General features: G+C 45.5%; 27 protein-coding genes and 1 riboswitch. Of the genes, 21 read left to right on the top strand and 6 right to left on the bottom strand.

Going from position 1 to position 25,398, the window contains the following annotated elements; translation table 11 throughout:
- Positions 1–117 precede the first annotated feature (117 nt).
- The 5 genes from NCCP2222_RS14995 (at position 118) to NCCP2222_RS14975 (ending at position 3,582) form a co-directional block, all read left to right on the top strand.
- Positions 118–645: a YceI family protein gene (locus tag NCCP2222_RS14995; RefSeq protein WP_248513154.1), complete on the top strand. Its 528-nt coding sequence runs from the start codon at positions 118–120 to the stop codon at positions 643–645.
- Positions 646–721: 76 nt separating this feature from the next.
- Positions 722–1,156, top strand: a complete 435-nt coding sequence (locus NCCP2222_RS14990; RefSeq protein WP_248513153.1) for a MarR family winged helix-turn-helix transcriptional regulator — start codon at positions 722–724, stop codon at positions 1,154–1,156.
- Positions 1,157–1,209: 53 nt separating this feature from the next.
- A complete protein-coding gene (locus NCCP2222_RS14985) occupies positions 1,210–2,193 on the top strand; it encodes a ring-cleaving dioxygenase (protein ID WP_248513152.1) in 984 nt (327 codons plus the stop codon).
- A 16-nt stretch (positions 2,194–2,209) separates the two neighbouring features.
- On the top strand, positions 2,210–2,803 hold the full coding sequence (locus tag NCCP2222_RS14980; RefSeq protein WP_248513151.1) for an NADPH-dependent FMN reductase: 594 nt from the start codon (positions 2,210–2,212) through the stop codon (positions 2,801–2,803).
- Positions 2,804–2,949: 146 nt separating this feature from the next.
- Positions 2,950–3,582 carry a nitroreductase family protein gene (locus NCCP2222_RS14975; protein ID WP_248513150.1) on the top strand — a complete coding sequence of 211 codons (633 nt, stop codon included), beginning with the start codon at positions 2,950–2,952 and terminating at the stop codon, positions 3,580–3,582.
- Positions 3,583–3,718: 136 nt separating this feature from the next.
- On the opposite strand, the gene NCCP2222_RS14970 is transcribed toward NCCP2222_RS14975, so the two are convergent.
- On the bottom strand, positions 3,719–4,159 hold the full coding sequence (locus tag NCCP2222_RS14970) for a general stress protein (protein WP_248513149.1): 441 nt from the start codon (positions 4,157–4,159) through the stop codon (positions 3,719–3,721).
- 669 nt (positions 4,160–4,828) lie between these two features.
- Positions 4,829–5,515 carry a hypothetical protein gene (locus NCCP2222_RS14965; protein WP_248513288.1) on the bottom strand — a complete coding sequence of 229 codons (687 nt, stop codon included), beginning with the start codon at positions 5,513–5,515 and terminating at the stop codon, positions 4,829–4,831.
- 259 nt (positions 5,516–5,774) lie between these two features.
- On the opposite strand from NCCP2222_RS14965, the gene hutH reads away from it, so the two are divergent.
- Together hutH and NCCP2222_RS14955 are read left to right on the top strand one after the other, a co-directional pair.
- A complete protein-coding gene (hutH, locus tag NCCP2222_RS14960) occupies positions 5,775–7,253 on the top strand; it encodes a histidine ammonia-lyase (protein ID WP_248513148.1) in 1,479 nt (492 codons plus the stop codon).
- Between the two features lie 84 nt (positions 7,254–7,337).
- A complete protein-coding gene (locus NCCP2222_RS14955) occupies positions 7,338–7,931 on the top strand; it encodes a DUF2441 domain-containing protein (protein WP_248513147.1) in 594 nt (197 codons plus the stop codon).
- Positions 7,932–8,004: 73 nt separating this feature from the next.
- On the opposite strand, the gene NCCP2222_RS14950 is transcribed toward NCCP2222_RS14955, so the two are convergent.
- Positions 8,005–9,234, bottom strand: coding sequence for an NAD(P)/FAD-dependent oxidoreductase (locus tag NCCP2222_RS14950; RefSeq protein WP_248513146.1), 1,230 nt, complete (start codon positions 9,232–9,234; stop codon positions 8,005–8,007).
- An 80-nt stretch (positions 9,235–9,314) separates the two neighbouring features.
- On the opposite strand from NCCP2222_RS14950, the gene NCCP2222_RS14945 reads away from it, so the two are divergent.
- Positions 9,315–10,211 carry a 5'-3' exonuclease gene (locus tag NCCP2222_RS14945; protein ID WP_248513145.1) on the top strand — a complete coding sequence of 299 codons (897 nt, stop codon included), beginning with the start codon at positions 9,315–9,317 and terminating at the stop codon, positions 10,209–10,211.
- An 18-nt stretch (positions 10,212–10,229) separates the two neighbouring features.
- Here the strand turns inward: NCCP2222_RS14945 and NCCP2222_RS14940 are convergent, their stop codons facing one another.
- The 3 genes from NCCP2222_RS14940 to NCCP2222_RS14930 form a co-directional block, all read right to left on the bottom strand.
- Positions 10,230–10,739 (bottom strand): C39 family peptidase, encoded by a 510-nt coding sequence (locus NCCP2222_RS14940; RefSeq protein ID WP_248513144.1) that lies wholly within the window; start codon positions 10,737–10,739, stop codon positions 10,230–10,232.
- 27 nt (positions 10,740–10,766) lie between these two features.
- Positions 10,767–11,231, bottom strand: a complete 465-nt coding sequence (locus NCCP2222_RS14935; protein ID WP_248513143.1) for an STAS domain-containing protein — start codon at positions 11,229–11,231, stop codon at positions 10,767–10,769.
- A gap of 106 nt (positions 11,232–11,337) precedes the next feature.
- Positions 11,338–11,661 (bottom strand): thioredoxin family protein, encoded by a 324-nt coding sequence (locus tag NCCP2222_RS14930; RefSeq protein ID WP_248513142.1) that lies wholly within the window; start codon positions 11,659–11,661, stop codon positions 11,338–11,340.
- 223 nt (positions 11,662–11,884) lie between these two features.
- Here NCCP2222_RS14930 and NCCP2222_RS14925 point away from each other — a divergent pair, with 223 nt between their 5' ends.
- From NCCP2222_RS14925 to NCCP2222_RS14865, 13 genes are all read left to right on the top strand, one after another.
- Positions 11,885–14,269, top strand: a complete 2,385-nt coding sequence (locus NCCP2222_RS14925) for a 3-hydroxyacyl-CoA dehydrogenase/enoyl-CoA hydratase family protein (protein ID WP_248513141.1) — start codon at positions 11,885–11,887, stop codon at positions 14,267–14,269.
- A gap of 29 nt (positions 14,270–14,298) precedes the next feature.
- A complete protein-coding gene (locus NCCP2222_RS14920; RefSeq protein ID WP_248513140.1) occupies positions 14,299–15,474 on the top strand; it encodes an acetyl-CoA C-acetyltransferase in 1,176 nt (391 codons plus the stop codon).
- A 74-nt stretch (positions 15,475–15,548) separates the two neighbouring features.
- A complete protein-coding gene (locus NCCP2222_RS14915) occupies positions 15,549–17,336 on the top strand; it encodes an acyl-CoA dehydrogenase family protein (RefSeq protein ID WP_248513139.1) in 1,788 nt (595 codons plus the stop codon).
- A 78-nt stretch (positions 17,337–17,414) separates the two neighbouring features.
- A complete protein-coding gene (locus NCCP2222_RS14910) occupies positions 17,415–17,777 on the top strand; it encodes an arsenate reductase family protein (protein WP_248513138.1) in 363 nt (120 codons plus the stop codon).
- Between the two features lie 76 nt (positions 17,778–17,853).
- Positions 17,854–18,237 carry a glycine cleavage system protein GcvH gene (gene gcvH / locus NCCP2222_RS14905; protein WP_248513137.1) on the top strand — a complete coding sequence of 128 codons (384 nt, stop codon included), beginning with the start codon at positions 17,854–17,856 and terminating at the stop codon, positions 18,235–18,237.
- Positions 18,238–18,338: 101 nt separating this feature from the next.
- A complete protein-coding gene (locus tag NCCP2222_RS14900) occupies positions 18,339–18,680 on the top strand; it encodes a toprim domain-containing protein (protein WP_248513136.1) in 342 nt (113 codons plus the stop codon).
- Between the two features lie 41 nt (positions 18,681–18,721).
- Positions 18,722–19,021, top strand: coding sequence for a thioredoxin family protein (locus tag NCCP2222_RS14895; RefSeq protein WP_248513135.1), 300 nt, complete (start codon positions 18,722–18,724; stop codon positions 19,019–19,021).
- A gap of 50 nt (positions 19,022–19,071) precedes the next feature.
- Positions 19,072–19,177: riboswitch (SAM riboswitch) on the top strand.
- 131 nt (positions 19,178–19,308) lie between these two features.
- On the top strand, positions 19,309–20,331 hold the full coding sequence (locus NCCP2222_RS14890; RefSeq protein WP_248513134.1) for a methionine ABC transporter ATP-binding protein: 1,023 nt from the start codon (positions 19,309–19,311) through the stop codon (positions 20,329–20,331).
- Positions 20,324–20,992 (top strand): methionine ABC transporter permease, encoded by a 669-nt coding sequence (locus NCCP2222_RS14885; RefSeq protein WP_248513133.1) that lies wholly within the window; start codon positions 20,324–20,326, stop codon positions 20,990–20,992. The genes NCCP2222_RS14890 and NCCP2222_RS14885 overlap by 8 nt, the downstream gene beginning before the upstream one ends.
- Positions 20,993–21,050: 58 nt before the next feature.
- Entirely contained in the window at positions 21,051–21,896 is an 846-nt protein-coding gene (locus NCCP2222_RS14880) for a MetQ/NlpA family ABC transporter substrate-binding protein (RefSeq protein WP_248513132.1), read from the top strand.
- Positions 21,897–22,042: 146 nt separating this feature from the next.
- The gene (locus NCCP2222_RS14875) at positions 22,043–23,224 is read left to right on the top strand and encodes a dicarboxylate/amino acid:cation symporter (protein ID WP_248513131.1); all 1,182 of its coding nucleotides are present in this window, start codon (positions 22,043–22,045) and stop codon (positions 23,222–23,224) included.
- A gap of 253 nt (positions 23,225–23,477) precedes the next feature.
- On the top strand, positions 23,478–24,257 hold the full coding sequence (gene sufC, locus NCCP2222_RS14870; RefSeq protein ID WP_238081004.1) for a Fe-S cluster assembly ATPase SufC: 780 nt from the start codon (positions 23,478–23,480) through the stop codon (positions 24,255–24,257).
- A gap of 18 nt (positions 24,258–24,275) precedes the next feature.
- A partial coding sequence (locus NCCP2222_RS14865; protein ID WP_248513130.1) for a SufB/SufD family protein occupies positions 24,276–25,398 on the top strand: 1,123 nt, incomplete at its 3' end.

Below are 25,398 nucleotides of genomic sequence, written 5' to 3'. Positions count from 1 at the left end.
ATCTCGAATTAAAGATATCTTAATTCAAGATAATTTCTATTTGCCCTATTTAATTAGTAGGGCAAAAAAATTTCATATATATCTCGAATTCGAGATAAAAACAGGAGGAATTTTAAGATGAAGAAATGGACAGTAGACATATCTCACTCAACAGTAGGATTCGAAGTAAAGCATATGATGGTATCGAAAGTTAGAGGTCAATTTACATCTTATACAGCAGATGTAGTAGCTTCAGACTTAGAAGATTTGTCAACAGCTTCGATTCATTTTACATTTGACGTTGCAAGTATTGATACTAATAGCGATGATCGGGACAATCACTTAAAATCAGCTGACTTCTTCGATGTAGAGACGTATCCATCTATCTCGTTTAATTCAACAAACATTACGAAAGATGGGGAAGACTACAAAGTAACAGGTGATTTAACAATTAAAGATGTAACTAAGCCGATAACATTTGACGTGGAATATGGTGGGAAAGGCACAAATCCATGGGGTGTCGAAGTGTTCGGATTTGAAGCAGAAGCAAAAATCAATCGTGAAGAATTCGGCTTAACTTGGAACGCTGCATTAGAAACTGGTGGAGTGCTGGTCGGAAAAGATATCAAGATTAAAGTGGAACTAGAAGTCAATCCAACTGCTTAAGAACTTAGCAGTGGAACTCATACAATTTAAATAAGTATAAGTTCATCCTATTTTCACCAACATAGGAGTGAAGCGAATGGGACTAAGAAGTGATGAATTAAAAGCAGTTACCGTTATACTTCGTGCCTCCCAAGCGATTCTAGATGGTATTCGAAAAGATGTAGCTACGTATGGATTAAATCCAACAGAGTTTTCTGTTTTAGAATTGCTGTATCACAAAGGCGATCAGCCAATCCAGATGATTGGGAAGAATGTTCTCATCTCTAGCAGCAGTATCACGTATGTCGTTGATAAATTAGAGCAAAAAAACTATGTGTTGCGGAAAGACTGTCCAGAAGACCGACGAGTGACGTATGCAGCCTTAACCGATGCAGGAAGATCATTTATGGATGATATTTTCCCGAAGCATCAGGAAACCATCCGCAAATTATTTGAGGATGTTGAAGCCAGCGATCTTCAGGAAATCATAACGTACTTAAAACAAATTGGTCGCAAGGCAAAAACACTATAATTTTTTGAAGGAATTTATCTTGAGTACGAGATTAAATGAAGGAGGAGAAACGAATGAATGAAATAAAAGGGATCCATCATGTGACAGCCATTACAAGCAGTGCGGAAAAGAACTATGAGTTTTTCACTTATGTGCTTGGTATGCGTTTAGTTAAGAAAACTGTCAATCAAGATGATATTCAAACCTATCATTTATTCTTCGCAGACGATAAAGGATCTGCCGGAACAGATATGACTTTCTTTGACTTTCCGGGAATTCCAAAAGGAACTCATGGAACGAACGAAATATACAAAACGGCTTTCCGTGTGCCGACGGATGAAGCGTTGTCCTACTGGGTGAAACGTTTTGATAAATACGAAGTGGAACATACAGGAATTAAAGAAGTCTTCGGGAAGCAAACAATATCGTTTGTTGATTTTGATGACCAACAATATATGTTGATTTCGGATGAACAAAATGAGGGCGTTGCATCTGGCACACCTTGGCAAAACGGTCCGGTTCCATTGGAGTTTGCCATTACAGGGTTGGGTCCCATTCATGTTCGAATTGCCGAGTTTGATTATTTTAAAGAAGTACTTGAAAAAGCCATGATGATGCGGGAAATCGCAAAAGAAGGTTCGCTTCACTTATTCGAAGTAGGTGAAGGAGGGAATGGTGCGCAAGTGATTGTAGAGCACAACACCATTTTACCAAATGGACAGCAAGGCTTTGGTACTGTACACCATGCAGCATTCCGAGTGGAAGATACAAAAGTGTTATATGAATGGATTGAACGCATGAAAGGTTTTGGGTTTGGCACATCAGGTTATGTGGATCGCTTCTTCTTTGAATCACTGTATGCCCGTGTGGCACCTGGGATTTTATTTGAATGGGCGACGGATGGCCCTGGATTTATGGGCGATGAACCGTATGAAACAGTGGGAGAGAAATTATCATTGCCACCATTTTTAGAGCCAAAACGTGAGCAAATCGAAAAGTTAGTACGGCCAATCGATACAGTCCGCAGCACGAAGCAAATCGAAAAAGAGTACTTGTAAGAGGTGAATATAAAAAATGGGATTTTTGAACAAACTATTTGGAAATGAAAAACAGGAGGAACTCACAATGACTAAATTAAATATCGGCATCATTTTAGGATCGACTCGTGAGGGACGGGTAAGCCCGCAAGTCGGCGCCTGGGTAAAAAAAGTTGCAGATCAACGTGGAGATGCCAACTATACCATTATTGACATTGCGGATTATAAATTACCACTCCTAGGTGAGCCGGGTGGAGATGCTTCTAAAGCAGGCGCTTGGTCGGAGGCGATCGCAAAACAAGACGGTTTCGTATTTATTGTACAAGAATACAACCACTCCATTACAGGTGCGCTTAAAAATGCATTGGATTACTTGCGCGACGAATGGAACAACAAAGCCGCTGGTATCGTATCATACGGATCCGTAGGCGGTGCTCGTGCAGCAGAGCATTTACGTGGTATTTTGGGTGAATTATTAGTAGCGGACGTACGAGTCCATCCTGCCTTATCACTATTTACCGACTTCGAGAACGGTACAGACTTTAAACCGAAAGAAGTCCAAGTCGATTCAGTCAATCAAATGCTAGATCAAGTCATACCGTGGGCAACCGCATTGAAAACGATCCGCTAATTATGATAATGGTTCAATTAGACAACATATGCATGATGTTTCATGTGCATGTTGTTTATACATATGTAGGCGTACAATCGCTGGAGTTCGTTACACTTCGAGGATCACTCGTAGCAAGATAAAAAATAGAAACGGGGAATCTAACTATGAGCTTTGAAAACCTGGTAAAAGACCGCCATTCTGCGGTTAATTTTATAGAAGATGTCGAAATGACAGAAGATGATTTTAAAAACATATTTGAATTAACAAAAACGGCACCAAGTGCATTTAATTTACAGTTTGCTGAGTATCTCGTTATAACTGACAAAGAGAAAAAAGAACGTGTGAAAGAATTAAGCTATAACCAATATAAAATACATACCGCAAGTGCTGTGATCCTTGTCATGGGGAACAAAAACAGTTTGGAAATGTCCGAAGTGGAGAAGATTTATGGACCGATGAAAATGTTGAAAATGATGGATGAACTAGAATATGAGATGGTCGTCGAAACAATTAATCGATATAGTGAGGGGTTAAAAGCAAACCCGAGTGAATTTGATGTGGAGTTGGCACGAAATGTGGGCCTTCATGCTATGCTGTTTATGTTAAGCGCCAAGCACTATGGCTTTGATACTTGTCCAATGCACGTTCACAATGTAGAGGAAGTAAGAAAAGAATTTAATATACCTCAACATATAGAACCAATTATGATGATAACGATCGGGAAGAGTGTGGATAAAGTTCGTGCACGCGGCTATCGTAAACCCGTCGGAGAATTTGTCCGCTTTAACGGGTATTGATCAAAAATGGATTCGATCAAAAAGAACTGGCTGGCATGAGGGCGGTTGCACACACCGTCTTCGAGCCAGCCAGTTGTCTGCGTCGTCATGATATTAGACTAGTGCGCATACGTGTTTTGAGAAGTTCAGGTTAACATCATCCGTTTTTAGAACGAACTAGCACTAGGATTTTTCCATTCTCTACATCGGTAGAGTATTGCTCAGCATCTTCATCCGAAACGCCAGCTTCCATAAGGGCATGCTTTAATCCGCCGGCATTGGAGTTGGCACCAATGACTGCTCCGCCAATGGTTGTCAGAATCGGTCCCGCAGCTAACACAGCACCCAGTCCCGGCACCAATACAGTGGATAAGCCTACTAGTAATCCCGCAATGCCAATAGCGCCACCAGTGGCTGCTCCTGCAATGGCTCCATCCGTTGTAGACGGTTTTACTTTCTGAGTAATTTCAGGTAAATCCTTTGTATTTTTAGCAACAACTGAAATTTCTTCAGTCGTATAACCTTCCTTTTTTAAATTCTCTACAGCTTCAACCACTTGCTGTTCATTTTCATATATACCAATTACATATTTCTGCATTGAAAAGACCTCCTGTTGTTTGGAAATGTGTTTCTATACCCGGTCTTTTATTTTTTTAGACATAGTTAGTTTTAACTGGCATGGTTATTATTATGAATTACTATTAATAAAGCTTTAAAGGAATCTCCGTTCAACTCTACAAACTTCCGGCATTTCAGTGACTCCTGCCAACCGCTCGTATAATTGCCGCAACCTCTCGTATCTGTCCGGGACCGCTCGTATATTTCTGGAAGCGTTCGAATAAGATCAGGAACCTCTCGTATCCTTTGGCAACCGCTTGTATATGATTTTGAACCACTCGTATCTGTTCAGATACCGCTCGAATTCGCGGAAGTACATAGGTCATATGTTATTGCTATCCCCATATATCAGTCAGAAGAACACTGTAAGTCTTTCGAAGTTCTCGTATTTCAGAAAGAGTCCTCATAAACCATTACGGAGTGCTCGTATCTTTCAAAGAGTACTCATAACTGCTGGTGACTGCTCGTATCAGCCGAAAGAGTGCTCATAAATCCTGCAGAGTGCTCGTATCCTCCAGAAAAGTGCTCGTAAACTCTTGTCGACTTCTCCTAAGTATTTAATTTTGTCTGGAATCTAGATGAACCCGACCACTTAAAACCACAAAAAAGCATGAGAGACAAGCGCTCTCATGCTTCATATTCCGTTTACTCAAAAACAAGTAAACGCCTCAATTCGGTCTAGATCAATGCCGAAGTACTCCCAGCGTCTCGTCCGGCTGCGCCAACGGAAACCGGCGACCGATGTTCTGCCGACAAAGGTCGGGAAGAACCAGAACCCCCTATTCCGGGAAGTCCAAATAAATGTATAGCGGTAAAGACAGCCGCGAATGCCTCCTGGATCTACTCTAAAGAGCTGCTGTTCCGGGTAGGAAGGAGTAAAGTTTGGCGGTGGAGATGTCGGTGCTTGGTTGCCTCCCTGACCAGGGAATTGTCCTGGAAAACCGCCTTGACCAGGCGGGAATCCAGGGAAGCCTCCTTGCCCTGGCGGGAAACCGCCTCCGCCCGATGGGAAACCAGGAAATCCTCCTGGACTAGATGGGAAACCAGGAAATCCGCCTTGGCCAGGAAAACCGGATCCACCTGGGAAAAATGCGGGGCTAATTTGTTCATTCGGATTCTGCCATCCGCCAAATCCAGGTGATTGCATTCCAGGCATGTATCCACCGTCCGACCAGTTTTGTTGTCCGGGCATCCAACTTCCCCCGTATGAATTTGGCATTCCAGTACCAGGCATCCTTCCATCCATTCCTTGTGGATACATACGACCGTCCTCTCTGTCAAAGCCTTCTGGCAATTGCGGGTACCATTGTTCATTTCCAAAGCTATCTGAATTCATCCCTGTAAACTCTCCTTTCACGTTATCAACCTAGTGTATGCACCTAGTTGAAATTTGGTTGGACGCTATTCAAATTTGCCCCGGCCAATGAATTGAATCAATTGACTAATCGATAGAAACCGAAGCTTTCTTCAACATAGTAAATCGACAGCACATTACCATAGAACAAACTTTCGGAAAAATGAACAAAAAGCATTTAAAATCGTGTACGATGTCGGTAGGGAAAACGTTTTCATTTTCATGGAGAGGGATGGTAGACATGGTAGTATTAACAGGTTCTTCATTAACACTCGAACAAATGAATGAGATTTTATATAACAATCAAAGCGTCACTTTGGATGAAGCGGCGCTGGAACGTGTGCAAAAGAGCAGGGAAGCGGTAGAGAGCATTGTCCGAAACGACAAAACCGTGTACGGCATTAATACGGGATTCGGCAAGTTCAGTGATGTGAAAATTGACGAAAAGGATACGAAGGCACTGCAGCTCCATCTTATCCGATCTCATGCTTGCGGAGTCGGAGAGCCGTTTTCGGAAATGGTATCTCGCGCGATGGTGGTTCTGCGGTTAAATGCGTTACTTAAAGGGTTTTCCGGTATTCGTCCAGTTGTCTTGGAGCGCTTTGCTTATATGGTGAACAACGGAATCCATCCGGTTATTCCGCAGCAAGGATCACTTGGCGCATCCGGTGATTTGGCGCCACTTTCCCATTTGGCGCTCGTGCTGCTTGGGGAGGGGTACGTTTGGAAGAACGGTAAACCGGAGCCTGCGGAAAATGTTTGGAAAGAACATGGAGTGGAACCGATTGTCCTGGAGGCGAAGGAAGGGCTTGCGCTCATTAACGGCACGCAGGCCATGACTGCTCAAGGCGTCGTGAACTATCTCGAAGCGGAAAAATTGGCCTATGCGAGTGAGTGGATTGCCGCGATGACGATGGAAGCGCTCTTTGGGATTACGGACGCATTCCACCCAGCCATCCATGAAGCGCGCGGTTACAAGGAGCAGGTGGATGTTGCCTCCCGCATGCTGGATTGGCTGCAGGGAAGCCGCCTGACAACGACACAAGGGGAGAAGCGGGTACAAGATGCGTATTCGATCCGCTGCATCCCTCAAGTGCATGGGGCGAGCTGGCAAGTTCTCACGTATGTAAAGGAAAAGCTGGAGATTGAAATGAATGCGGCGACAGATAATCCGCTTATTTTTGAAGATGGTGATGTCGTCGTATCAGGCGGCAATTTCCATGGAGAGCCGATCGCCTTTGCGATGGATTTCCTGAAAATTGGGGTCGCGGAGCTTGCGAATATTTCAGAACGAAGAATCGAACGGCTCGTCAATCCGCAGCTGAACGAAGGGCTGCCGCCATTTTTAAGCCCGCAGCCTGGCTTACAGTCTGGTGCGATGATTCTGCAATATTCAGCAGCCAGCCTTGTATCCGAAAACAAGACGCTTGCTCATCCAGCTTCCGTCGATTCCATTCCTTCGTCAGGTAATCAGGAAGATCATGTTTCAATGGGGACAATCGGATCCCGCCATGCGAATCAAATCATCCAGAATGCCAAGCGAGTGCTTGCGATTGAAGCCTTATGTGCGCTTACAGGCTGCCGTTATCACGGAGAAGACGAGATGGCGCCAAAGACGAAAGCGAAGTTTGATGAATTGATTTCTGCAGTAAATCCGATTGATGAAGATCGGGTCTTCGCACCGGATATTGAGAAGATTGCTGGTTTACTTGGGAAGTGAAGAAAGCAAACAACAACAGGTGGAGGGCTGAATAGCCCTTCGCCTGTTTTACTATTTGAAGTGAATAGTACTAGGAGGTTCATGATGAAAGATAAAGAGTTTATTGTTTATCACCTTGTTACTCGAACAAAAATGAAACTCGGGCAAATAATTAATTTTGATAACAACCAGCACAATTCGTTATATCACTTCTTCTTTGAAAGGGAACAAGTAAATTCGAAAGGTGAAGACTTCATTCAAATATTATCCAGTCATTATTCAGATGATGGATTGAATTTAAATAAAGAAGATGCTGAAGTCGCAATGAAATATGTCGACCAAACTATGAGAGCCATTCGAGAAACAGTAGTGGAAATGGTCAGGCTACAGGAATTTCCCGAATATCCCTCTAGATTATCCTGTCTCTACGCTGCAAAAAACTACGAAGATGTGTTGAAGTGGAAGATGTTGTTTGATAGCTATAATCGAAATGTTTTACAAATCGTCAAACTTAGAGTAGTAGGAAATTACTTTGAGGGGGATGGAAGCCTGTTGCCGAAGGAGGATGGAGTTCCGTTTTCGCGTAAAATAGAACAAGCTAGGGAATATTGGATGGGGAATAGGCATAATGATCTTCCTGAACTATTGATAAATGGAAGAATTGAAGTGGTTGAAATAATCGAGGAGTTCATCAATTAAACATATTAGATATTAAAAAAACTGCCACCTGACCGAGTTGAACGGAAAAGTGGCAGTACTCATAGTAAACCGTTTACCGAATAACCGCTTCTCTCTTACCGGGCACACTCCGATCCAGCCCGACAATTTCCGAATTAGCCGGCTCCTTTCCTTGAATCAATTCAGCCAGCAGCTTCGAGCCGAGCATGCTGTACACGGTGCCGTTTCCGCCAAAGCCGAGCAAATAATAAAGGTTCGATTTCTCGGGATGCCTGCCGATAAAAGGAAGTTCGTCTTTTGACTCTCCGAAAATAGCACAATAGGACATTTCCAACTCTAGTTTTAGACGAGGAATTAATTGAGAAGCCTCAGAAATAAGTTCATTCGCCTTCTCGTTGATTTTCTCTTGGGAAATATCCATTTGGTCGGTTTCCTCATCTAATCCGCCTATGATAACTCGGCCGTCAACAGCAGTCCGCATATACAAATAAGGGCGTTTCGTTTCCCATATAAGCGCATTTTCATACCAGGCATGCTGCTCAATCGACTTGCTGACGGCCACGTAGGACCGTTTTATGATGTCCCCCGTAAGCTTGCCGACTGGCGGTTTCATGTAGCCAGTTGTAAAGATGACATTTCTCGCTTTAATGCTGCCGCTAGTTGTCAGGACATGCAGAATTCCTTCCTCTTCCTTTACATCATCCACTTCCAAACCATCATGTAGATCCGCGCCTTGCGACTGGATCAATTGCAGGATGCCTCGCACAAATTTAAATGGATTCACTTCCGCATCTCCAAAAGTCCATAAGGCGCCCGGCTTGTCGATGCCCGTCTTTTCGAGAAGGGCATGGCGGTCCCAATAGTCGCATGGCAAGTCATGTTTTGAAAGGGCTTTGTATTCCTTTTGAATTTTTAACAAATCTTTCTCGTCGCTCGCATAATAAAGGCTCGGTCTTGTGATGAAGTCGGGATCTATCGGCAGTTGCTCCGCAACTTCTTGTAAATCCTTGAGCGCATCGTAGCATACTCGATAAAATGCGACCGCCTTTTCCTCCCCAATCTGTTCAATCAGCTCGTGAAGCATGATATCATTGGAGTATTGCAGCAATCCAGTGTTCGCAGCTGTGCTGCCGTAAGCGAACTCTTCTTTTTCGATCACGGCAACTGTCATACCCGCGTCAACGAGGGATAGCGCGCTCAATGCGCCGGACATGCCTCCGCCGATGATGACGGCATCGTATGTCTTATCCGTTATGTAATTTTGGATTGAATTTGCTTCATTCATTGTCGTCGGCCAATATAACTGGCCTGCATGGATTGGCATATGGATTCCCCCTTGCAAGCAATATACCCGCTCACTGAATGACTATAAACGAGGCGACAAAAATAAAGGAGGAAATAGAAATGAATACAGATCAAAAACCGCATATATTACTAATTGATGGCATGGCGCTGCTGTTCCGTTCGTTTTTCGCAACATCCGCCATGGGGCATTATTTTCCGAATGCAGAAGGCGTTCCTACAAATGGCGTTCAAGGTTTTGTCCGGCATGCGATGACGGCAGTGTCGATTTTTAAGCCGACACACATGGCCGTCTGCTGGGATATGGGGATGCATACGTTCCGGAATGATTTGTTCGATGGATACAAAGCGAACCGGCCGGCACCGGCGCCTGAGATGGTGCCCCAATTTGATATGGCACGGGAACTGTCGGAGAAAATTGGTTGGAAAAATTACGGCATTGCGGGCATGGAAGCGGATGACTTGATCGGCTCGCTCGTTTGCGAGTGGGATGGCAAGGCGGAAGTGACGATCGTAACAGGAGATAAAGATTTATTGCAGCTGCTGCGGCCGGACGTCAAGATTGCCTTCATGAAAAAAGGATATAACGTCTATGATGTATACACAGAGGATCGTTTTCGGGAGGAATACGAGATTTCGCCAATGCAGTTCATAGACACGAAGGCATTTACAGGTGATTCGAGTGACGGTTATCCAGGAGTAAAGGGAATTGGCCCGAAGACTGCCCTTAAATTAATCCAGCAATATGGTTCGGTGGAAGGTGTCATTGAAGCGCTGGAGGAATTATCTGCAGGCACACGCAAAAAAATTGAGGCGGACATGCCCATGCTGCGCCTTTCGAGACAGTTGGCGGAAATTCACTGCAAGCTCGACTTTGACGATCCGCTTGAAGCATTGAACCTGCCCGACTTCAACTCTGGTCTTCGGGAAGAACTAGTAGAGATGGGATATACGATGATTGTCCGGCAAATGGATTCGTTGTTCCAGACGTCAATATAATAAAAAGACCGCTGCAGCTCAAGCAGCGGTCTTTCTAATTTTCACAAATGATAGGATGGAACGGTTCGCTCGATAGGAAACTTTGCGCAGGCGGCTTTCTCGGTGGCTTCCACCATTGTCATGGATCAGGAGAAAAATGTCGCCATTTGCCTGTTCGTACCCGACGACCGGCACCCAGTGATAATCAAACTCGTATTTACCCAGCCAGCGGAAGGTGAACCATTTATCGAACTTGGCTGCGACGGGCCGTCCATGTTGAAGTTCAATTGTAAGCTCTTCAATCGAACAGGATTCTACTTCCCAAGCGTTACCTAGCAATTTTCGCAAATTTCGTAGCAGGCGCCATTTGAATAAACCAATCCGGGTACCGCCCAGTTTTCGGTACAGTACATTTACATCAAATTCGCCATGTTCATTAAAATAGCGAAGGATCGTGTAGGCGGTCACAGGACCGCAGGCGGATGGCCTGTATTTTGGATCAATGTCTTCGTCAAATTGTGATTTTCCGTTAAAAGGGACGTGATGCATTCTGGCGCCTCCTTTTTCAATCGTCTATCAAATAGTTGACAAGGAACGTCCTTCTTCTTTTAAAAGAACCTTTAGTGCCGTCCTGAAGTTGATATACGACTCAAAGTCCATTTGAATGCCCGCAGAAACAATTTCCCGGACGATATGTGGATTGAAACCGACAGATATTGGTCGGACACCCATCAGTTTCAATGTACTGTTGAGCATGTCCAGTTCGATGGCAAGGACATTCAACTGGGCGTCTTTCGCCTTATCTAAATCGGCACCAGTAAAATCAAATACCGCACAATTGACATGTCGGTTCTTGTCCAAATATTCCAGTACCCGTGAACGGATAAGTTCAAATCGCTCTGAACCAGCGTAACCGACAACTGGAACTAAAATTGTATTTTCTACAATAGATGAAATGATCGGCACGGACGTTTCCTTGATGATCTGTTCACATTCCACGATTCGTGCCTTTAATCGCTCGATCTCTTTTTCGTAGTCCATGTTCCACCTCATGATTGTTTTTCTTTAGTATAATTGATTTGATTCGAAACAGATAGAAAAATAGCGGCAGCAAGTTGTGAGTAACTGCCACCGCTATGGATAAAAATTATTGTTCCTTTACACTCTCCAAGAAATCGACCACTTGATCAGGTGTCTTGGCGCTTGCGCTGTGAAGATGTGCTTTTTTCTCGCCATTTTGGAAGATCAATAAACTTGGGATCCCCATGACATCATATTTTTCAGCGATTTCAGGAAGAACGTCGCGGTCCAGGTCGTACCAAGTGTACATATCATATTCTTCCACGATTGGATCGATGAACATGTCCATTCTGGTGCAGTCCGGGCACCAACCTGCTTGGAATTTAACTAATGCTTTATTATCGCTAGCAATGATTTCATTGAATTGTTCGACTGTCGTAATTGACTTCATGTATTTATCCCCTTCCAAGTTGCTACACACTAGTTTACATCCTTTTGCCTGACGCGTGTACTAAAATGCCCTGAAGGAGGGAAGTGGAAGATTTTTAAAAATTTCCGATTTAAATATTGCGAAAACAACTCTAATGTTCTAAAATGATAGACATAGAGTTCGAGGTATTTTTTTTACTCGCAAAATGAATGAGCATTCATTCAAATAAAGGGAGGCTTCGCACGTGGCTTATCAAATTAAAAAAGCGGCAGTATTAGGTTCAGGCGTCATGGGATCTGGCATTGCAGCCCATCTCGCGAATATCGGCATTCCCGTCTTGTTGCTGGACATCGTCCCGAACAAATTGACGGCAGAAGAGGAAGGGAAGGGACTTTCCCTTGATGATCCAAAGGTGCGCAATAAGTTTGCAGCAAGCGCTTTGGAAAAACTCGTGAAACAGAAACCGGCACCGTTAACTTCGAAAAAGAACCTATCTTTCATCCAGGTCGGCAACTTGGAAGACGATTTGGAGAAATTAAAGGATGTCGACTGGATCATTGAAGTCGTCGTTGAAAACTTGGAAGTGAAGAAAGGGTTGTACGAGAAGATCGATGCGATTCGCACAGAAGGAACGATTATCAGTTCCAATACTTCAGGCATTAGCATTGAAGCAATGGCGGAAGGGCGATCGGAAGACTTCCAAAAACATTTCCTAGGCACCCATTTTTTCAATCCACCGCGCTATTTGAAACTGCTCGAGATTATTCCGACTAAAGCGACGTCCGCCGAAGTTGTGGAATTTATGACGAATTTTGCAGAAGATCGCCTCGGCAAAGGCGTCGTTCTTGCGAAGGATACACCGAATTTCATTGCCAACCGGATTGGTACATACGGTTTGCTGATCACATTGCGTGAAATGGGGAAGCGAGGCTTTTCCATTGGAGAAGTCGACTCCGTCACCGGAACACTGATTGGCCGTCCGAAATCGGCGACGTTCCGTACGCTGGACGTGGTAGGTCTTGACACATTCATGCATGTAGCTAAAAACGTCTACGATCAGACGGAAGGCGAAGAGCAGAAAGTGTTCGAATTGCCGCCTTTCATGAAGAAAATGATCGACAATGGATGGCTTGGCGCAAAATCCAAGCAAGGATTCTATTTGAAGAAAGACAAAGAAATCCTTGAATTGGACCCAGAGACGTTTGAATATGGACCGACGAAAAAAATGAAAACGCCTTCAATTGAGATGGCGAAGCAGCAAAAAGGGCTTGCGAACAAAGTGAAAAGTCTAGTCTACGCCAACGACCGGACGGGAGAGATCCTTTGGCATATCCTTGCGCCGACACTCGTTTACTCTGCTCAATTGCATGGTGAGATTGCAGATGACATCGTCGCAATTGATAATGCGATGAAGTGGGGTTTCGGCTGGCAGCAAGGCCCGTTTGAGATTTGGGATGCAATCGGCGTCGCGAAATCTGTCGAGCGGATGGAAGCGGAAGGGCTCGAGATTCCTTCATTTGTCCGGTCTTTATTGGATAAAGGCTATGAAACTTTCTATAAAGAAGAAGACGGAGACGTTTTCTATTTTGACGGCGAAACGTATAAGCCGGTGCCGGTCAATGAGAAAGTCATTGATTTGAAACGCTACAAGAAAAAGCACGGAGTCATTAAAAAGAATTCAGGCGCCAGCCTGATTGATCTTGGGGACGGTGTTGCGCTGCTCGAATTCCATTCGCAATCCAACGCAATCGGACTTGATATTATCCAAATGATCAACTTCGCGATTGACGAAGTGGAAAAGAACTATAAAGGGCTTGTCATCGGCAACCAAGGCAAAAACTTCTGCGTCGGGGCGAATCTTGGCATGATTTTGATGGAAGCGCAAGATGACAATATTTTTGAACTGGATTTCACGATTCGTCAATTCCAGAACGCAATGATGAAAATTAAGTATTGCCGGAAGCCTGTCGTGGCGGCTCCGTTCCAAATGGCGCTTGGCGGAGGTGCGGAAGTTTGTTTGCCGGCGGCTCATATTCAAGCATCGATGGAAACGTATATCGGTCTTGTGGAAGTCGGCGTCGGCCTTATTCCAGGCGGAGGCGGAAACGTTAACTTGTACTCGAAGCACTTGAAAGGCATGCCGAATGGCGTTCATGTTGATTATCAATATGTGGCGAACAAAGTGTTCGAAACAATCGCTATGGCGAAAGTGTCGACATCTGGCGAAGAAGCGCGGGAGAATAACTTCCTGGATTTTGCGGACGGCATCAGTGTCAATCCGGATCATCTGCTTTATGACGCGAAGCAAGCGGCACTTGCTCTCTATGAGGGTGGCTATACACCACCCGTCAAAGCACAGATTCCAGTCACGGGAGATTCAGGTTATGCGACGATGCTGCTTGGAGCGGAAGCAATGCATCTATCGGGTTATATTAGCGACCATGACTTGAAAATTGCAAAGAAATTGGCCTTTGTCCTCTCAGGAGGAAAAGTGCCGTACGGGACACTTGTCGATGAACAATACATGCTCGATCTAGAGCGGGAGGCGTTCCTGAGCCTCGTTGCGGAACCGAAGTCTCAGCAGCGGATGCAGCACATGCTTCTGAAAGGGAAGCCGTTACGCAATTAACAGCGCACTTTAGCAAAGGAGGAAGTCGAATGCGGGAAGCAGTACTAGTGGCCGGTGCACGTACACCGGTCGGCAAAGCAGGGAAAGGATCGCTGGCAACGGTCCGCCCGGATGATCTGGCAGCACTGACTGTCAAAGAAACGTTACAACGAGCAAATGGATATGATGGGCCAATAGATGATTTGATCATGGGGTGTGCGATGCCTGAAGCGGAGCAGGGGATGAACGTGGCGCGTAACATCGGAGCGCTTGCCGGATTGCCTGATACGACGCCGGCGATTACGATTAACCGGTTTTGTTCTTCCGGCCTGCAATCCATCGCATATGCAGCAGAACGGATCATGCTCGGCCATTCACAGGCAATCATTGCTGGCGGGGTCGAATCCATGAGCATGGTGCCAATGATGGGCAACACGATTCGCCCGAATTTCAAGCTCGCCGAAACAGCGCCTCAATGTTATATGGGAATGGGGCATACGGCAGAGCAAGTGGCGCAGAAATACGGCGTCAGCCGGGAAGACCAAGACGCGTTCGCCGTCCGTTCACACGAAAGGGCAGCCGCTGCGATCGAAGCAGGGAAATTCGTGGATGAAATTGTGCCAGTTGAAGTGACGAAACGCTATGTCGATGCGTCGGGTAAATACAAAGAGACGACTTTCCAATTTGAAATGGATGAAGGAGTGCGCGTAGGTACATCAATGGAAGTGCTCGCGAAGCTGCGTCCTGCGTTTGCCGTAAAAGGATCTGTAACGGCGGGGAATGCGTCTCAGACGTCGGACGGAGCCGCATCTGTCCTCGTCATGGACCGGGAAGTGGCAGAAGCGCAAGGGCTCAAGCCGCTTGCAAAATTCCGTTCCTTCGCGGTAGGCGGCGTTCCGCCAGAAGTCATGGGGATCGGACCGATCGAAGCGGTGCCAAAAGCATTAAAGCTTGCAGGGCTATCCATCGATGATATCGATCTGTGGGAACTGAACGAAGCATTCGCTTCCCAGTCTCTGCAGGTCATCCGTCATCTTGGCTTAGATATTGATAAAGTGAATGTCAACGGAGGAGCGATCGCACTTGGCCATCCGCTTGGCGCGACCGGTTCCGTCTTAACATTGCGCCTGATGAATGAGCTGCGTCGCCAAGGCAAGCAGTTCGGAGTCGTTACAATGTGTATCGGCGGCGGCATGGGAGCAGCAGGAGTATTTGAATTATTGTAATGAAGGCAACCAATTGTGTCTGTTGAGGCATATAGATAAGGAATTTACTATTGATAACTTAGGGAGGAATACCAATGACTGAAACGAAAACGACAGATCTCATCCGGGGCGGGGCTTTCTTAATTGAAGACATCGAAGCGAATCGTGTCTTCACGCCGGAGGATTTCACAGATGAGCATAAAATGATTGCCAAAACGACAGAGGAATATGTGAAGAATGAAGTGGCGCCCGTTATCGAAAACTTGGAGCACCATGAGTTCGAACATTCCGTCCGTCTGTTGAAATCAGCTGGAGACCTTGGTCTTCTTGGTGCTGATATTCCGGAAGAATACGATGGCTTAGGCTTGGATAAAATCTCGTCCGCTTTGATTGCGGAAAAGATGTCTGTCGCTGGCGGGTTTTCGATCACGCACGGAGCGCATGTGGGAATCGGTACGCTTCCGATCGTGCTGTTCGGCAATGAGGAGCAAAAGAAGAAATACTTGCCTAGCTCTGTAACGGCTGAGAAGATTTTCGCGTATGCGCTGACTGAGCCGGGCTCCGGTTCCGATGCACTTGGTGCGAAAACAACGGCAAAATTGAACGAAGCTGGCACCCATTATATTTTGAATGGGGAAAAGCAATGGATTACAAATGCAGGCTTTGCAGACGTATTTGTTGTCTACGCGAAAGTTGACGGTGATAAGTTTTCCGCGTTTATCGTAGAAAGAGAGTTTCCTGGCGTTTCGGTTGGCGCGGAAGAGAAGAAGATGGGGATCAAGTCTTCCTCTACCCGTACACTTATTTTGGAGGATGCGGAAGTGCCGGTCGAGAACCTGCTCGGAGAAATCGGCCGCGGCCATATTATCGCCTTCAATATTTTGAATATCGGGCGTTACAAGCTGGGCGTCGGAACGATTGGCGGATCCAAGCGTGCGCTTGAGCTGGCGATCACGTATACGAATCAGCGCCAGCAATTCAAGACGCCGATCTCCTCTTTCAATTTGACGAAAGAAAAATTGGCGACAATGGCTTCTAAATTATACGCGACAGAGAGCTTGATCTATCGTACGGTAGGCTACTTTGAGGAGCGCAACAGTCAGATGACGCCGGAGCAGCAGAAGGATGGCAAAGAAGTGGCTGCGTCCGTAGCGGAATATGCCATCGAATGCTCGATTAACAAAGTGGTTGGCTCCGAAGTGCTTGACTACATCGTAGATGAAGCAGTCCAGCTGCACGGCGGCTATGGCTTCATGCAAGAATATGAAGTGGAGCGTATCTACCGTGATTCCCGTATCAACCGTATTTTCGAGGGAACGAACGAAATCAACCGGATGATCGTACCGGGCACGTTCTTGAAAAAGGCGATGAAAGGCGAATTGCCATTGCTGGAAAAAGCGCAAAGCTTGCAGGAAGAACTGCTCATGATGATGCCTGAAGAAATCGGGGACGAAGCACTTGCGCAAGAGAAAGTACTCGTGAAAAATGCGAAGAAGATCGGTCTTCTTGCGGCAGGCATGGCAGCACAGCGTTTCGGTACAAAACTCGAAACGGAACAAGAAGTGCTCGTGAATATTGCGGATATCGCAAACAATATTTTCGCGATGGAATCTGCATTGCTCCGGACAGAGAAGGCAGTAGCGAAAAACGGTGAAGAAAAAGAAAAGCAAAAGATCCTTTACACGGAAATCTTCTGCCAAGAAGCATTTGAAGCGATTGAAAAAGATGCGAAAGAAACATTGCTCGCTTCTGTTGATGGGGATAACCAACGGATGATGCTTTCTGCATTGCGCAAATTGACTCGTTCCAATCCTTATAACATTATCGCGAAAAAACGCGAAGCTTCCGCGAAGTTGATCGAAGCTGAAAAGTATATCGTATGATGTCGTTCCATCCGGGCAACCACTTTTTGTCCGGATGGTTTTTCTGTTATACTGAATGGAAAAAGCGGGGTGCATACGATGGCAATTACAGTTTATGGTTATCCTAAATGCGGTACATGCAAGAAGGCGGAGAAATGGATGGAGTCGAAGGGACTGCAGGTGGACTACGTGAATATCGCAGAACAGCCGCCGAAAGAAGATACCCTTCAGACGTTCATTGAACAGTCGGGTCTCGAGATAAAGAAGTTCTTTAATGTGAGCGGGTTGAAATATCGGGAATTGCAATTAAAGGACAAGCTGCCTGAGATGTCGGATGATGAGAAAGTGGCGTTGCTTGCATCCGATGGCATGCTCATCAAACGGCCAATTGCGACAGATGGAAAAAGGGTAACGGTAGGCTTTGATGAAAAGCAGTATGAGGACATGTGGGGCATGGAATAACTTTCTTGTCTTTATGCTAGGAATATGTCAAAATTGAATGGAATGAATATTTGTATACTTATTGGAGGGTTATGGGATGAGCACACCTACAAACTTGCGTTATTCAGAAGAACATGAATGGGTAAAAGATGAAAACGGCAAATACCGCATCGGCATTACGCACTTCGCGCAATCCGAACTTGGCGATATCGTATTCGTCGAACTTCCACAAGTCGGTGACGACGTAACAGCGGACGAGCCTTTTGGCAGCGTTGAGTCTGTTAAGACAGTTTCCGAGCTTTACGCACCAATCAGCGGTAAAGTTGTCGAAGTAAACGAAGAGCTGGAAGACAGCCCGGAACTAGTAAACGAATCACCATATGAAGGCGCTTGGATGATCGTTGTTGAAGCTTCCAACGAATCAGAACTAGACGCACTTATGTCTGCAGAAGACTATGACAAAATGACTGTTGGCGAGTAATTAAGGGTACGCTGAATGTAACGAGCGTTCTCAAAAAAGCAACAGGCTGAGGCGCCGGAGAAATCCGGCGCCTTTCATGTTCCGGATAGGGGTGCTAGATGATGAGTGAAGACAAAGTGATCTTTGTGGAAGGCCATTCTGACAAAAAGCGTCTGCTCGCTGTATTGGCGGAGCCTGTCGAAATCGTATGCACGAATGGAACCGTCAGTCCGTACAAATTGGAGGAGCTCCTCGCCCCCCATGAGCACCAGGATATCTATGTATTCGTTGATGCGGATGCATCCGGAGATGCGATACGCGCCCTTTTCAAACGGGAATACCCTGAAGCCATTCATCTGTATACAGAGCGGGTGTATCGGCAAGTCGAGACAACCCCCTATCGAGCACTTGCCCTTATTCTTCTGGCAGCGAATTTCAAGGTGCACCCTGACTTGTTGTTCTGAATAAGGCGCCTCGCTATACTTGAATCACAAGGAGGACATCTATGGATAACTGGACACGTGAGCAATGGGAAGAAAAACGGAGCCATTTTCCGGATGCTGCATTTTATTTATATACACCGCTATGCGGAACATGCGCGGTTGCTTCCAAAATGATGGAGGTCATTGCAGAGCTGAAACCTGATTTGCCTCTTGGCAAGGCGGATTTGAATTACGTCGAATCCATTGCGATTGATTTCGAGATCGAAAGTGTGCCGTGCTTGCTTATTCAAAGGGATGGGGAGCTGGCGCATAAGATATATGCGTTTCAATCCGTGCCGTATCTGCTTGAAAAATTAAGTTGACAGTAAAAACAACGCATGGTATAACTGTTAACAATCAATTGAATATGTCGCTCTTATAAAGAGAGGTGGAGGGAAGTGCCCTATGAAGCCCGGCAACCGTCACATTTGTGAAATGGTGCCAAGTCACGCAAAGCGAATTGCTTTGAGAGATGAGAGATCGGACGAACGTTTATTACATAATACGTGATGCCTTTCTGCTTGTCTGCAGGAAGGCTTTTATTATTGGCCTGACATGCGGATACTAAACGGCAGCGACATGATCAGCGAGAATAGCAGAGGTGAACAAAATGATTGAATTAAAAGATGTCAATAAGCGATATGGCCAAAAAGACGGTTTACTGGCCGTCGATGGTGTCACGCTTTCTATTGGGGACGGCGCCATATTTGGCATCATTGGATATAGTGGAGCAGGTAAGAGTACGCTCATCCGTTTGTTGAATGGTTTGGAAAAACCGACGTCCGGGACTATTACCATAGCAGGCCGTGAAATTTCCTCCGTTTCTGCGAAGGAGCTGCGTACAGTCCGCCAGAAAGTAAGCATGATCTTTCAGCACTTCAACTTACTTTGGTCCCGGACAGTGAAAGGTAATATCGCATTCCCATTGGAAATTGCCGGTGTGCCAAAAGCGGAACGGGAACGCAAAGTGGAAGAACTCATAGACCTAGTTGGTCTTCGCGGAAGGGAAAACGCCTATCCATCGGAGCTTTCCGGCGGGCAGAAGCAGCGCGTCGGCATTGCACGGGCACTTGCGAATGAACCGGAAGTGTTGCTTTGTGATGAAGCGACGTCCGCATTGGATCCGGAAACGACTGATCAGATTTTAGATTTATTGACCGACATCAATCAGCGTCTTGGATTGACAATCGTGATGATCACCCATGAAATGCATGTCATCCGGAAAATTTGCCATCAGGTTGCCGTCATGGAAGCGGGCCGTGTTGTCGAGATTGGCAATGTGCTGGATGTGTTCCAGCAACCGAAAGCTGCGATCACCAAACGGTTTGTTTCCCAAGTGACCGAGCCGGCTGGTACGGAGCAAGCTCTGGCTCACGTTCGCCAGGAAGTGCCGGACGGAACACTCGTCAAGCTGGTGTTCATCGGTGAGCGGACAGAACAGCCGGTTCTTTCCAGTCTGATTCGTTCCTTCCAAGTGGATGTGAACATCGTGCAAGGGAATATTACCCATACGCAAGGCGGGGCATATGGAACATTGATTCTGCAAATTCTTGGCAATGAAACGACCGTCCAAGAGGCGATTCAATACTTGCACAACGAAGGCGTTCAGGCGGAGGTGATCGTCCATGATTGAAAAATTCTTTCCGAATGTTGATTGGGAACTAATGTGGGAAGCGACGAAAGAGACGATCTACATGACGGCCGCTTCGACATTCTATACATTCATATTTGGTCTGATCCTTGGGATTGTATTGTTTTTGACGAGTCCCGGGCAGCTATGGGCAAATCGGACCTTCAACTTTATCACGGGTACATTCGTCAATGTGTTCCGGTCCATTCCGTTCTTGATTTTGATCATTTTATTAATACCATTCACCAAGTTAATTATGGAATCCATGCGAGGACCGCAGGCAGCATTGCCGGCGCTTGTTATCGGCTCCGCTCCGTTTTACGCGCGGATGGTGTTAATCGGATTGCAGGAAATCAATAAAGGCGTCATTGAAGCAGCTCGCTCGATGGGAGCCAAAACGAGCACAATTATTTTTAAAGTACTTATTCCAGAATCATTGCCGGCACTTATTTCGGGAATTACTGTAACAGCCATCGCTTTGGTCGGCTATACAGCAATGGCCGGAGTAATCGGAGCTGGCGGTCTCGGGAATTTGGCGTATCTCGATGGTTTCCAACGAAACCGGGGAGATGTGACGCTGGCAGCAACGATTCTCATTTTGATCATCGTCTTTATCATTCAATTTATCGGTGATTTGGCAGTGAAAAAAATCGACAAACGCTAAGTAAGGAACTGCAAGCTTCGGCTTGTTGATATAAAGAAACTAAAAGGAGAGAAACTACATGAAAAAGATCATTTCGGCATTATTGCTCGCATCGCTTGTCTTGGCATTAGCGGCTTGCGGCACAAAAGATAAAGACAACAATAACGCGTCTTCTGGAGAAGAGTCACAAGAAAAAACGAAAATTGTAGTTGGGGCTTCGAATACGCCTCACGCGGTCATCCTGAAAAAAGCAAAGCCATTGCTTGAAGAAAAGGGATATGAATTAGAAATTGAAACGTATCAAGATTATGTTCTTCCGAATAAAGATTTGGATGCAGGCGACTTGGATGCGAACTACTTCCAGCACATTCCGTACATGGAAGGTCAAATTGCTGACTTCGGATATGACTTCGTCAATGCTGGATCAATCCACATTGAACCAATCGGTGTTTATTCAAAGAAATATAAGTCACTGGATGAGCTTCCGGAAGGTGCGACAATCTTGATCAGCAACTCGGTTGCAGACCATGGCCGTGTACTCGCGATGCTTGAAGAAAAAGGACTTATTACACTCGCTGAAGGCGTGGATAAAGTAAAAGCGGAATTGAGCGACATCGTCGACAATCCGAAAAACCTGAAGTTTGATGCAAACTATGAGCCGGCTCTTATGCCACAGCTTTATAATAATGACGAAGGCGATGCGTTATTGATCAACTCCAACTATGCAATTGATGCAGGTTTAAATCCGCTTGAGGATGCGATTGCTCTTGAGAGCCAAGACTCCCCATATGTGAACATCATTACTGTTAATAAAGGCAATGAGAATAACGAAGCAATCAAAGCTCTTGTCGAAGTTTTAAAATCAAAAGAAATCCAAGACTTCATCCTTGAAGAATGGAAAGGCTCTGTAGTGCCTGTTAAGTAATCATATGAAATGGACCTCTTTCCGTTATGGAAAGGGGTCTTTTTGATAAATAATTATGAAAACTCCCTGTGCTGTTCCACTGCTTCCAATAGTATGGTAGAGTTAAATGGTTGGAAATACAGTTGTACATCTAGGGAGGACATGGGATGAGAATTAAACTAGGACTTATTTGGCGCATCATTATCGCCATCGGACTCGCTATCTTATTAGGATGGTCACTGCCTTTGCTTCATGAAGGGTTTGCAAAAGGCTTCGGCAGAACGTTTGCCACGTTCAATATGATTTTCGGCGGCTTCTTGAACTTCGTCGTACCTTTAATCATTGTGGCTTTCATTGCCCCGGGAATTGCAAAGCTCGGAAAGGGCTCCGGAAAATTGCTTGGATTGGCAACGGCCTTTGCCTATATTTCGACGATAGTCGCTGGTGTGCTCGCATTCTTTGCCGCAACGACTATTTTGCCAAACTTTATTAAGACAGGTCAAAAGCAGATTGAAGGAACGCATCCTGTGCTGGAGCCTTTTTTTGAATTGGAATTGACTCCGCTGATGGGCGTCATGACTGCTTTATTGCTTGCTTTCATTCTCGGTATCGGAATGGCATCCATCAACAGCAAATCGATGCTCGCATTCTTTGATGAATTCAACTTGTTAATCGAGAAAGTCATCTCGTATATCATCATTCCGTTGCTGCCGATCCATATCTTTGGAATATTCCTTAATATGACATACACGGGCGAGGTAGCGAAAGTTCTCTCCGTCTTCGCAATGGTTTTTGTCATGATCATCGCGCTTCACTTGATCATGCTAACTCTGCAGTATACAGTGGCGGGAACATTGAACGGGAAAAATCCGCTATTGCTTATGAAAACGATGGCACCAGCCTATATGACGGCAATCGGTACACAGTCATCAGCGGCTACAATACCCGTTACGTTGCGTCAGGCGAAAAAGACGGGGGCTTCTGATAAGGTGACTGATTTTACTATACCGCTATTTGCGACCATTCATCTGTCAGGAAGTACAATCACACTCGTGTCATGTTCCATTGGCGTTCTTCTAATGAACGGCATGCCCATTGAATTCAGCAGTTACTTTCCTTTCATTCTCATGCTTGGTGTCACAATGATTGCAGCACCAGGTGTGCCTGGAGGAGCAGTCATGGCTGCTGTCGGTTTACTTGGATCAATGCTACATTTTGACGAATCGATGATCGCGCTCATGATCGCTTTATATATGGCGCAAGATAGCTTTGGAACAGCTACGAACGTCACAGGGGACGGAGCGCTCGCAATGATTGTCGATCGTTTCACTCCGAAGGGAAAAGCGTAAACAACTGAAAATCATCCCGGTTTTGTCTTCCGGGATGATTTTTTTAATCTCGTATTCTCAATCAACAAGGGATAATTGAAAATATCATTTAAGAGGAAAGTCAATAATTTTCTGCGGAGAAAGAGGGCAATCGGCAATTACTTTATAATGATTCTCAATGATTTGCAACGTAGCTGGGAATGCGATAAGATTAGAATGATACTAAAATGAGAATGGATAAACCGTTCATCTTGATCATACTGGAGGTAGTGGAATGGCAACTTTGGAAATTAAAGACCTTCATGTCGAAATTGAAGGCAAGGAAATATTGAAAGGTGTCAATTTGACAATTAATACAGGCGAGATCCATGCGATTATGGGTCCGAATGGTACAGGTAAATCTACGCTGTCATCAGCGATTATGGGCCACCCTAAATATGAAGTAACATCGGGAACAGTAACACTGGACGGAGAAGATGTCCTTGAAATGGAAGTGGACGAGCGGGCCAAAGCAGGTCTTTTCCTGGCAATGCAATATCCAAGTGAAATTTCCGGTGTAACAAATGCTGACTTCTTGCGCTCTGCAGTGAATGCGCGCCGTGAAGAAGGCGATGAGATTTCATTGATGAAATTCATCCGTGAACTAGACAACAAAATGGATCTCCTTGAAATGGATCAAGATATGGCAACTCGTTATTTAAATGAAGGATTCTCTGGCGGAGAGAAGAAGCGTAATGAAATCCTTCAATTGATGATGCTTCAGCCGAAATTTGCAATCCTTGACGAAATCGACTCCGGTCTAGATATCGATGCTTTGAAGATCGTGTCGAAAGGGATCAATGAAATGCGCGGAGAAGGATTTGGCTGCATGATCATCACGCACTACCAACGCCTTCTAAATTACATCACTCCAGACTTCGTCCATGTCATGATGCAAGGGAAAGTCGTTAAATCAGGTGGAGCAGAGCTTGCGAAGAAGCTTGAAGAAAACGGCTATGACTGGATTAAAGAAGAACTTGGAATTGAAGACGAGACTGTTGGACAAGAAGCTTAAGAAAGGGGACGATTCAAAATGACGGTTGAAACAACAATGGCATTGACCGAACAGGACGTCCGCTCTTTTTCCGCAAAAATGAATGAAGCCGACTGGATGGCTGAATTCCGTGCGCATGCACTGGCGAAAGTGGAACAGCTTCCAATGCCAACACCAGATAAAACAAAGATTGATAAATGGAATTTCACAAGTTTTCCGGTCCACGCGGTGGAATCCGGCACGTATGCATCTTTAGAAGAACTGCCTGAAGAAGTAAAAGGGCTTGTGAACGTTGAAGAACAAAAGAACATCTATGTGCAACGCAACAATACGCCTGCATACCTCTCGCTTTCTGAAGAGCTGAAAGCACAAGGCGTCATTTTGACGGACATTTTCACTGCAAGCCGTGAGCATTCTGAACTTATTCAAAAATACTTGATGACGGACGGCGTGAAAGTGGATGAACACCGTTTGACTGCGCTTCATGCAGCTTTGCTGAATGGCGGCGTGTTTGTCTATGTTCCAAAGAACGTAGTCGTTGAAGAACCGATCCAAGTTGTTTATTTACATGACGATGCGCAAGCATCCCTGTTTAACCATACATTGATCGTCGCAGATGCGAACAGTTCCGTCACGTATGTTGAGAACTACCAATCCACAGTTGCGGAAGCGCAAGGATTGGCAAATATCGTTGCAGAAGTATTCACTGGCGACAATGCCAAAGTGGAATACGGTGCAGTGGATGTATTGGCTAAAGGTTTCACAACCTATGTCAATCGCCGGGGTGTAGCTGGTCCAGGAAGCCGCATCGAATGGGCACTTGGTCTAATGAACGACAGCGACACGGTTTCGGAAAACATAACACATCTTGTAGGAAACGGCTCTTCCAGCGACCTGAAAACAGTGGTCGTCGGCCGTGGCAATCAAAAGCAGAACTTCACTTCGGAAATCGTGCATTGGGGAATGGATACACAAGGCTTCATCCTAAAGCATGGTGTGATGAAAGAAGAAGCTTCGTCTATCTTTAATGGAATTGGCCGTATCGCGAAGGGCGCGACGAGATCTGATGCAGTTCAAGAGTCACGTGTCTTGATGCTGAGCGAGAAGGCTCGCGGAGATGCGAACCCGATCCTTTTGATTGACGAAGATGATGTAACAGCAG

This window comes from Sporosarcina sp. NCCP-2222, assembly GCF_023168145.1.
In the GTDB taxonomy this organism is placed as follows: Bacteria; Bacillota; Bacilli; order Bacillales_A; family Planococcaceae; genus Sporosarcina.
This window is presented reverse-complemented; position numbering and strand designations above follow the sequence as displayed.

Bases quoted from the DNA above. Each gene is read 5' to 3' on its own strand.
- NCCP2222_RS14995 (WP_248513154.1), top strand. From the start codon at position 118: ATGAAGAAATGGACAGTAGACATATCTCACTCAACAGTAGGATTCGAA.
- NCCP2222_RS14990 (WP_248513153.1), top strand. From the start codon at position 722: ATGGGACTAAGAAGTGATGAATTAAAAGCAGTTACCGTTATACTTCGT.
- NCCP2222_RS14985 (WP_248513152.1), top strand. From the start codon at position 1,210: ATGAATGAAATAAAAGGGATCCATCATGTGACAGCCATTACAAGCAGT.
- NCCP2222_RS14980 (WP_248513151.1), top strand. From the start codon at position 2,210: ATGGGATTTTTGAACAAACTATTTGGAAATGAAAAACAGGAGGAACTC.
- NCCP2222_RS14975 (WP_248513150.1), top strand. From the start codon at position 2,950: ATGAGCTTTGAAAACCTGGTAAAAGACCGCCATTCTGCGGTTAATTTT.
- NCCP2222_RS14970 (WP_248513149.1), bottom strand. From the start codon at position 4,159: ATGCAGAAATATGTAATTGGTATATATGAAAATGAACAGCAAGTGGTT.
- NCCP2222_RS14965 (WP_248513288.1), bottom strand. From the start codon at position 5,515: ATGAATTCAGATAGCTTTGGAAATGAACAATGGTACCCGCAATTGCCA.
- hutH (WP_248513148.1), top strand. From the start codon at position 5,775: ATGGTAGTATTAACAGGTTCTTCATTAACACTCGAACAAATGAATGAG.
- NCCP2222_RS14955 (WP_248513147.1), top strand. From the start codon at position 7,338: ATGAAAGATAAAGAGTTTATTGTTTATCACCTTGTTACTCGAACAAAA.
- NCCP2222_RS14950 (WP_248513146.1), bottom strand. From the start codon at position 9,234: ATGCCAATCCATGCAGGCCAGTTATATTGGCCGACGACAATGAATGAA.
- NCCP2222_RS14945 (WP_248513145.1), top strand. From the start codon at position 9,315: ATGAATACAGATCAAAAACCGCATATATTACTAATTGATGGCATGGCG.
- NCCP2222_RS14940 (WP_248513144.1), bottom strand. From the start codon at position 10,739: ATGCATCACGTCCCTTTTAACGGAAAATCACAATTTGACGAAGACATT.
- NCCP2222_RS14935 (WP_248513143.1), bottom strand. From the start codon at position 11,231: ATGGACTACGAAAAAGAGATCGAGCGATTAAAGGCACGAATCGTGGAA.
- NCCP2222_RS14930 (WP_248513142.1), bottom strand. From the start codon at position 11,661: ATGAAGTCAATTACGACAGTCGAACAATTCAATGAAATCATTGCTAGC.
- NCCP2222_RS14920 (WP_248513140.1), top strand. From the start codon at position 14,299: ATGCGGGAAGCAGTACTAGTGGCCGGTGCACGTACACCGGTCGGCAAA.
- NCCP2222_RS14915 (WP_248513139.1), top strand. From the start codon at position 15,549: ATGACTGAAACGAAAACGACAGATCTCATCCGGGGCGGGGCTTTCTTA.
- NCCP2222_RS14910 (WP_248513138.1), top strand. From the start codon at position 17,415: ATGGCAATTACAGTTTATGGTTATCCTAAATGCGGTACATGCAAGAAG.
- gcvH (WP_248513137.1), top strand. From the start codon at position 17,854: ATGAGCACACCTACAAACTTGCGTTATTCAGAAGAACATGAATGGGTA.
- NCCP2222_RS14900 (WP_248513136.1), top strand. From the start codon at position 18,339: ATGAGTGAAGACAAAGTGATCTTTGTGGAAGGCCATTCTGACAAAAAG.
- NCCP2222_RS14895 (WP_248513135.1), top strand. From the start codon at position 18,722: ATGGATAACTGGACACGTGAGCAATGGGAAGAAAAACGGAGCCATTTT.
- NCCP2222_RS14890 (WP_248513134.1), top strand. From the start codon at position 19,309: ATGATTGAATTAAAAGATGTCAATAAGCGATATGGCCAAAAAGACGGT.
- NCCP2222_RS14885 (WP_248513133.1), top strand. From the start codon at position 20,324: ATGATTGAAAAATTCTTTCCGAATGTTGATTGGGAACTAATGTGGGAA.
- NCCP2222_RS14880 (WP_248513132.1), top strand. From the start codon at position 21,051: ATGAAAAAGATCATTTCGGCATTATTGCTCGCATCGCTTGTCTTGGCA.
- NCCP2222_RS14875 (WP_248513131.1), top strand. From the start codon at position 22,043: ATGAGAATTAAACTAGGACTTATTTGGCGCATCATTATCGCCATCGGA.
- sufC (WP_238081004.1), top strand. From the start codon at position 23,478: ATGGCAACTTTGGAAATTAAAGACCTTCATGTCGAAATTGAAGGCAAG.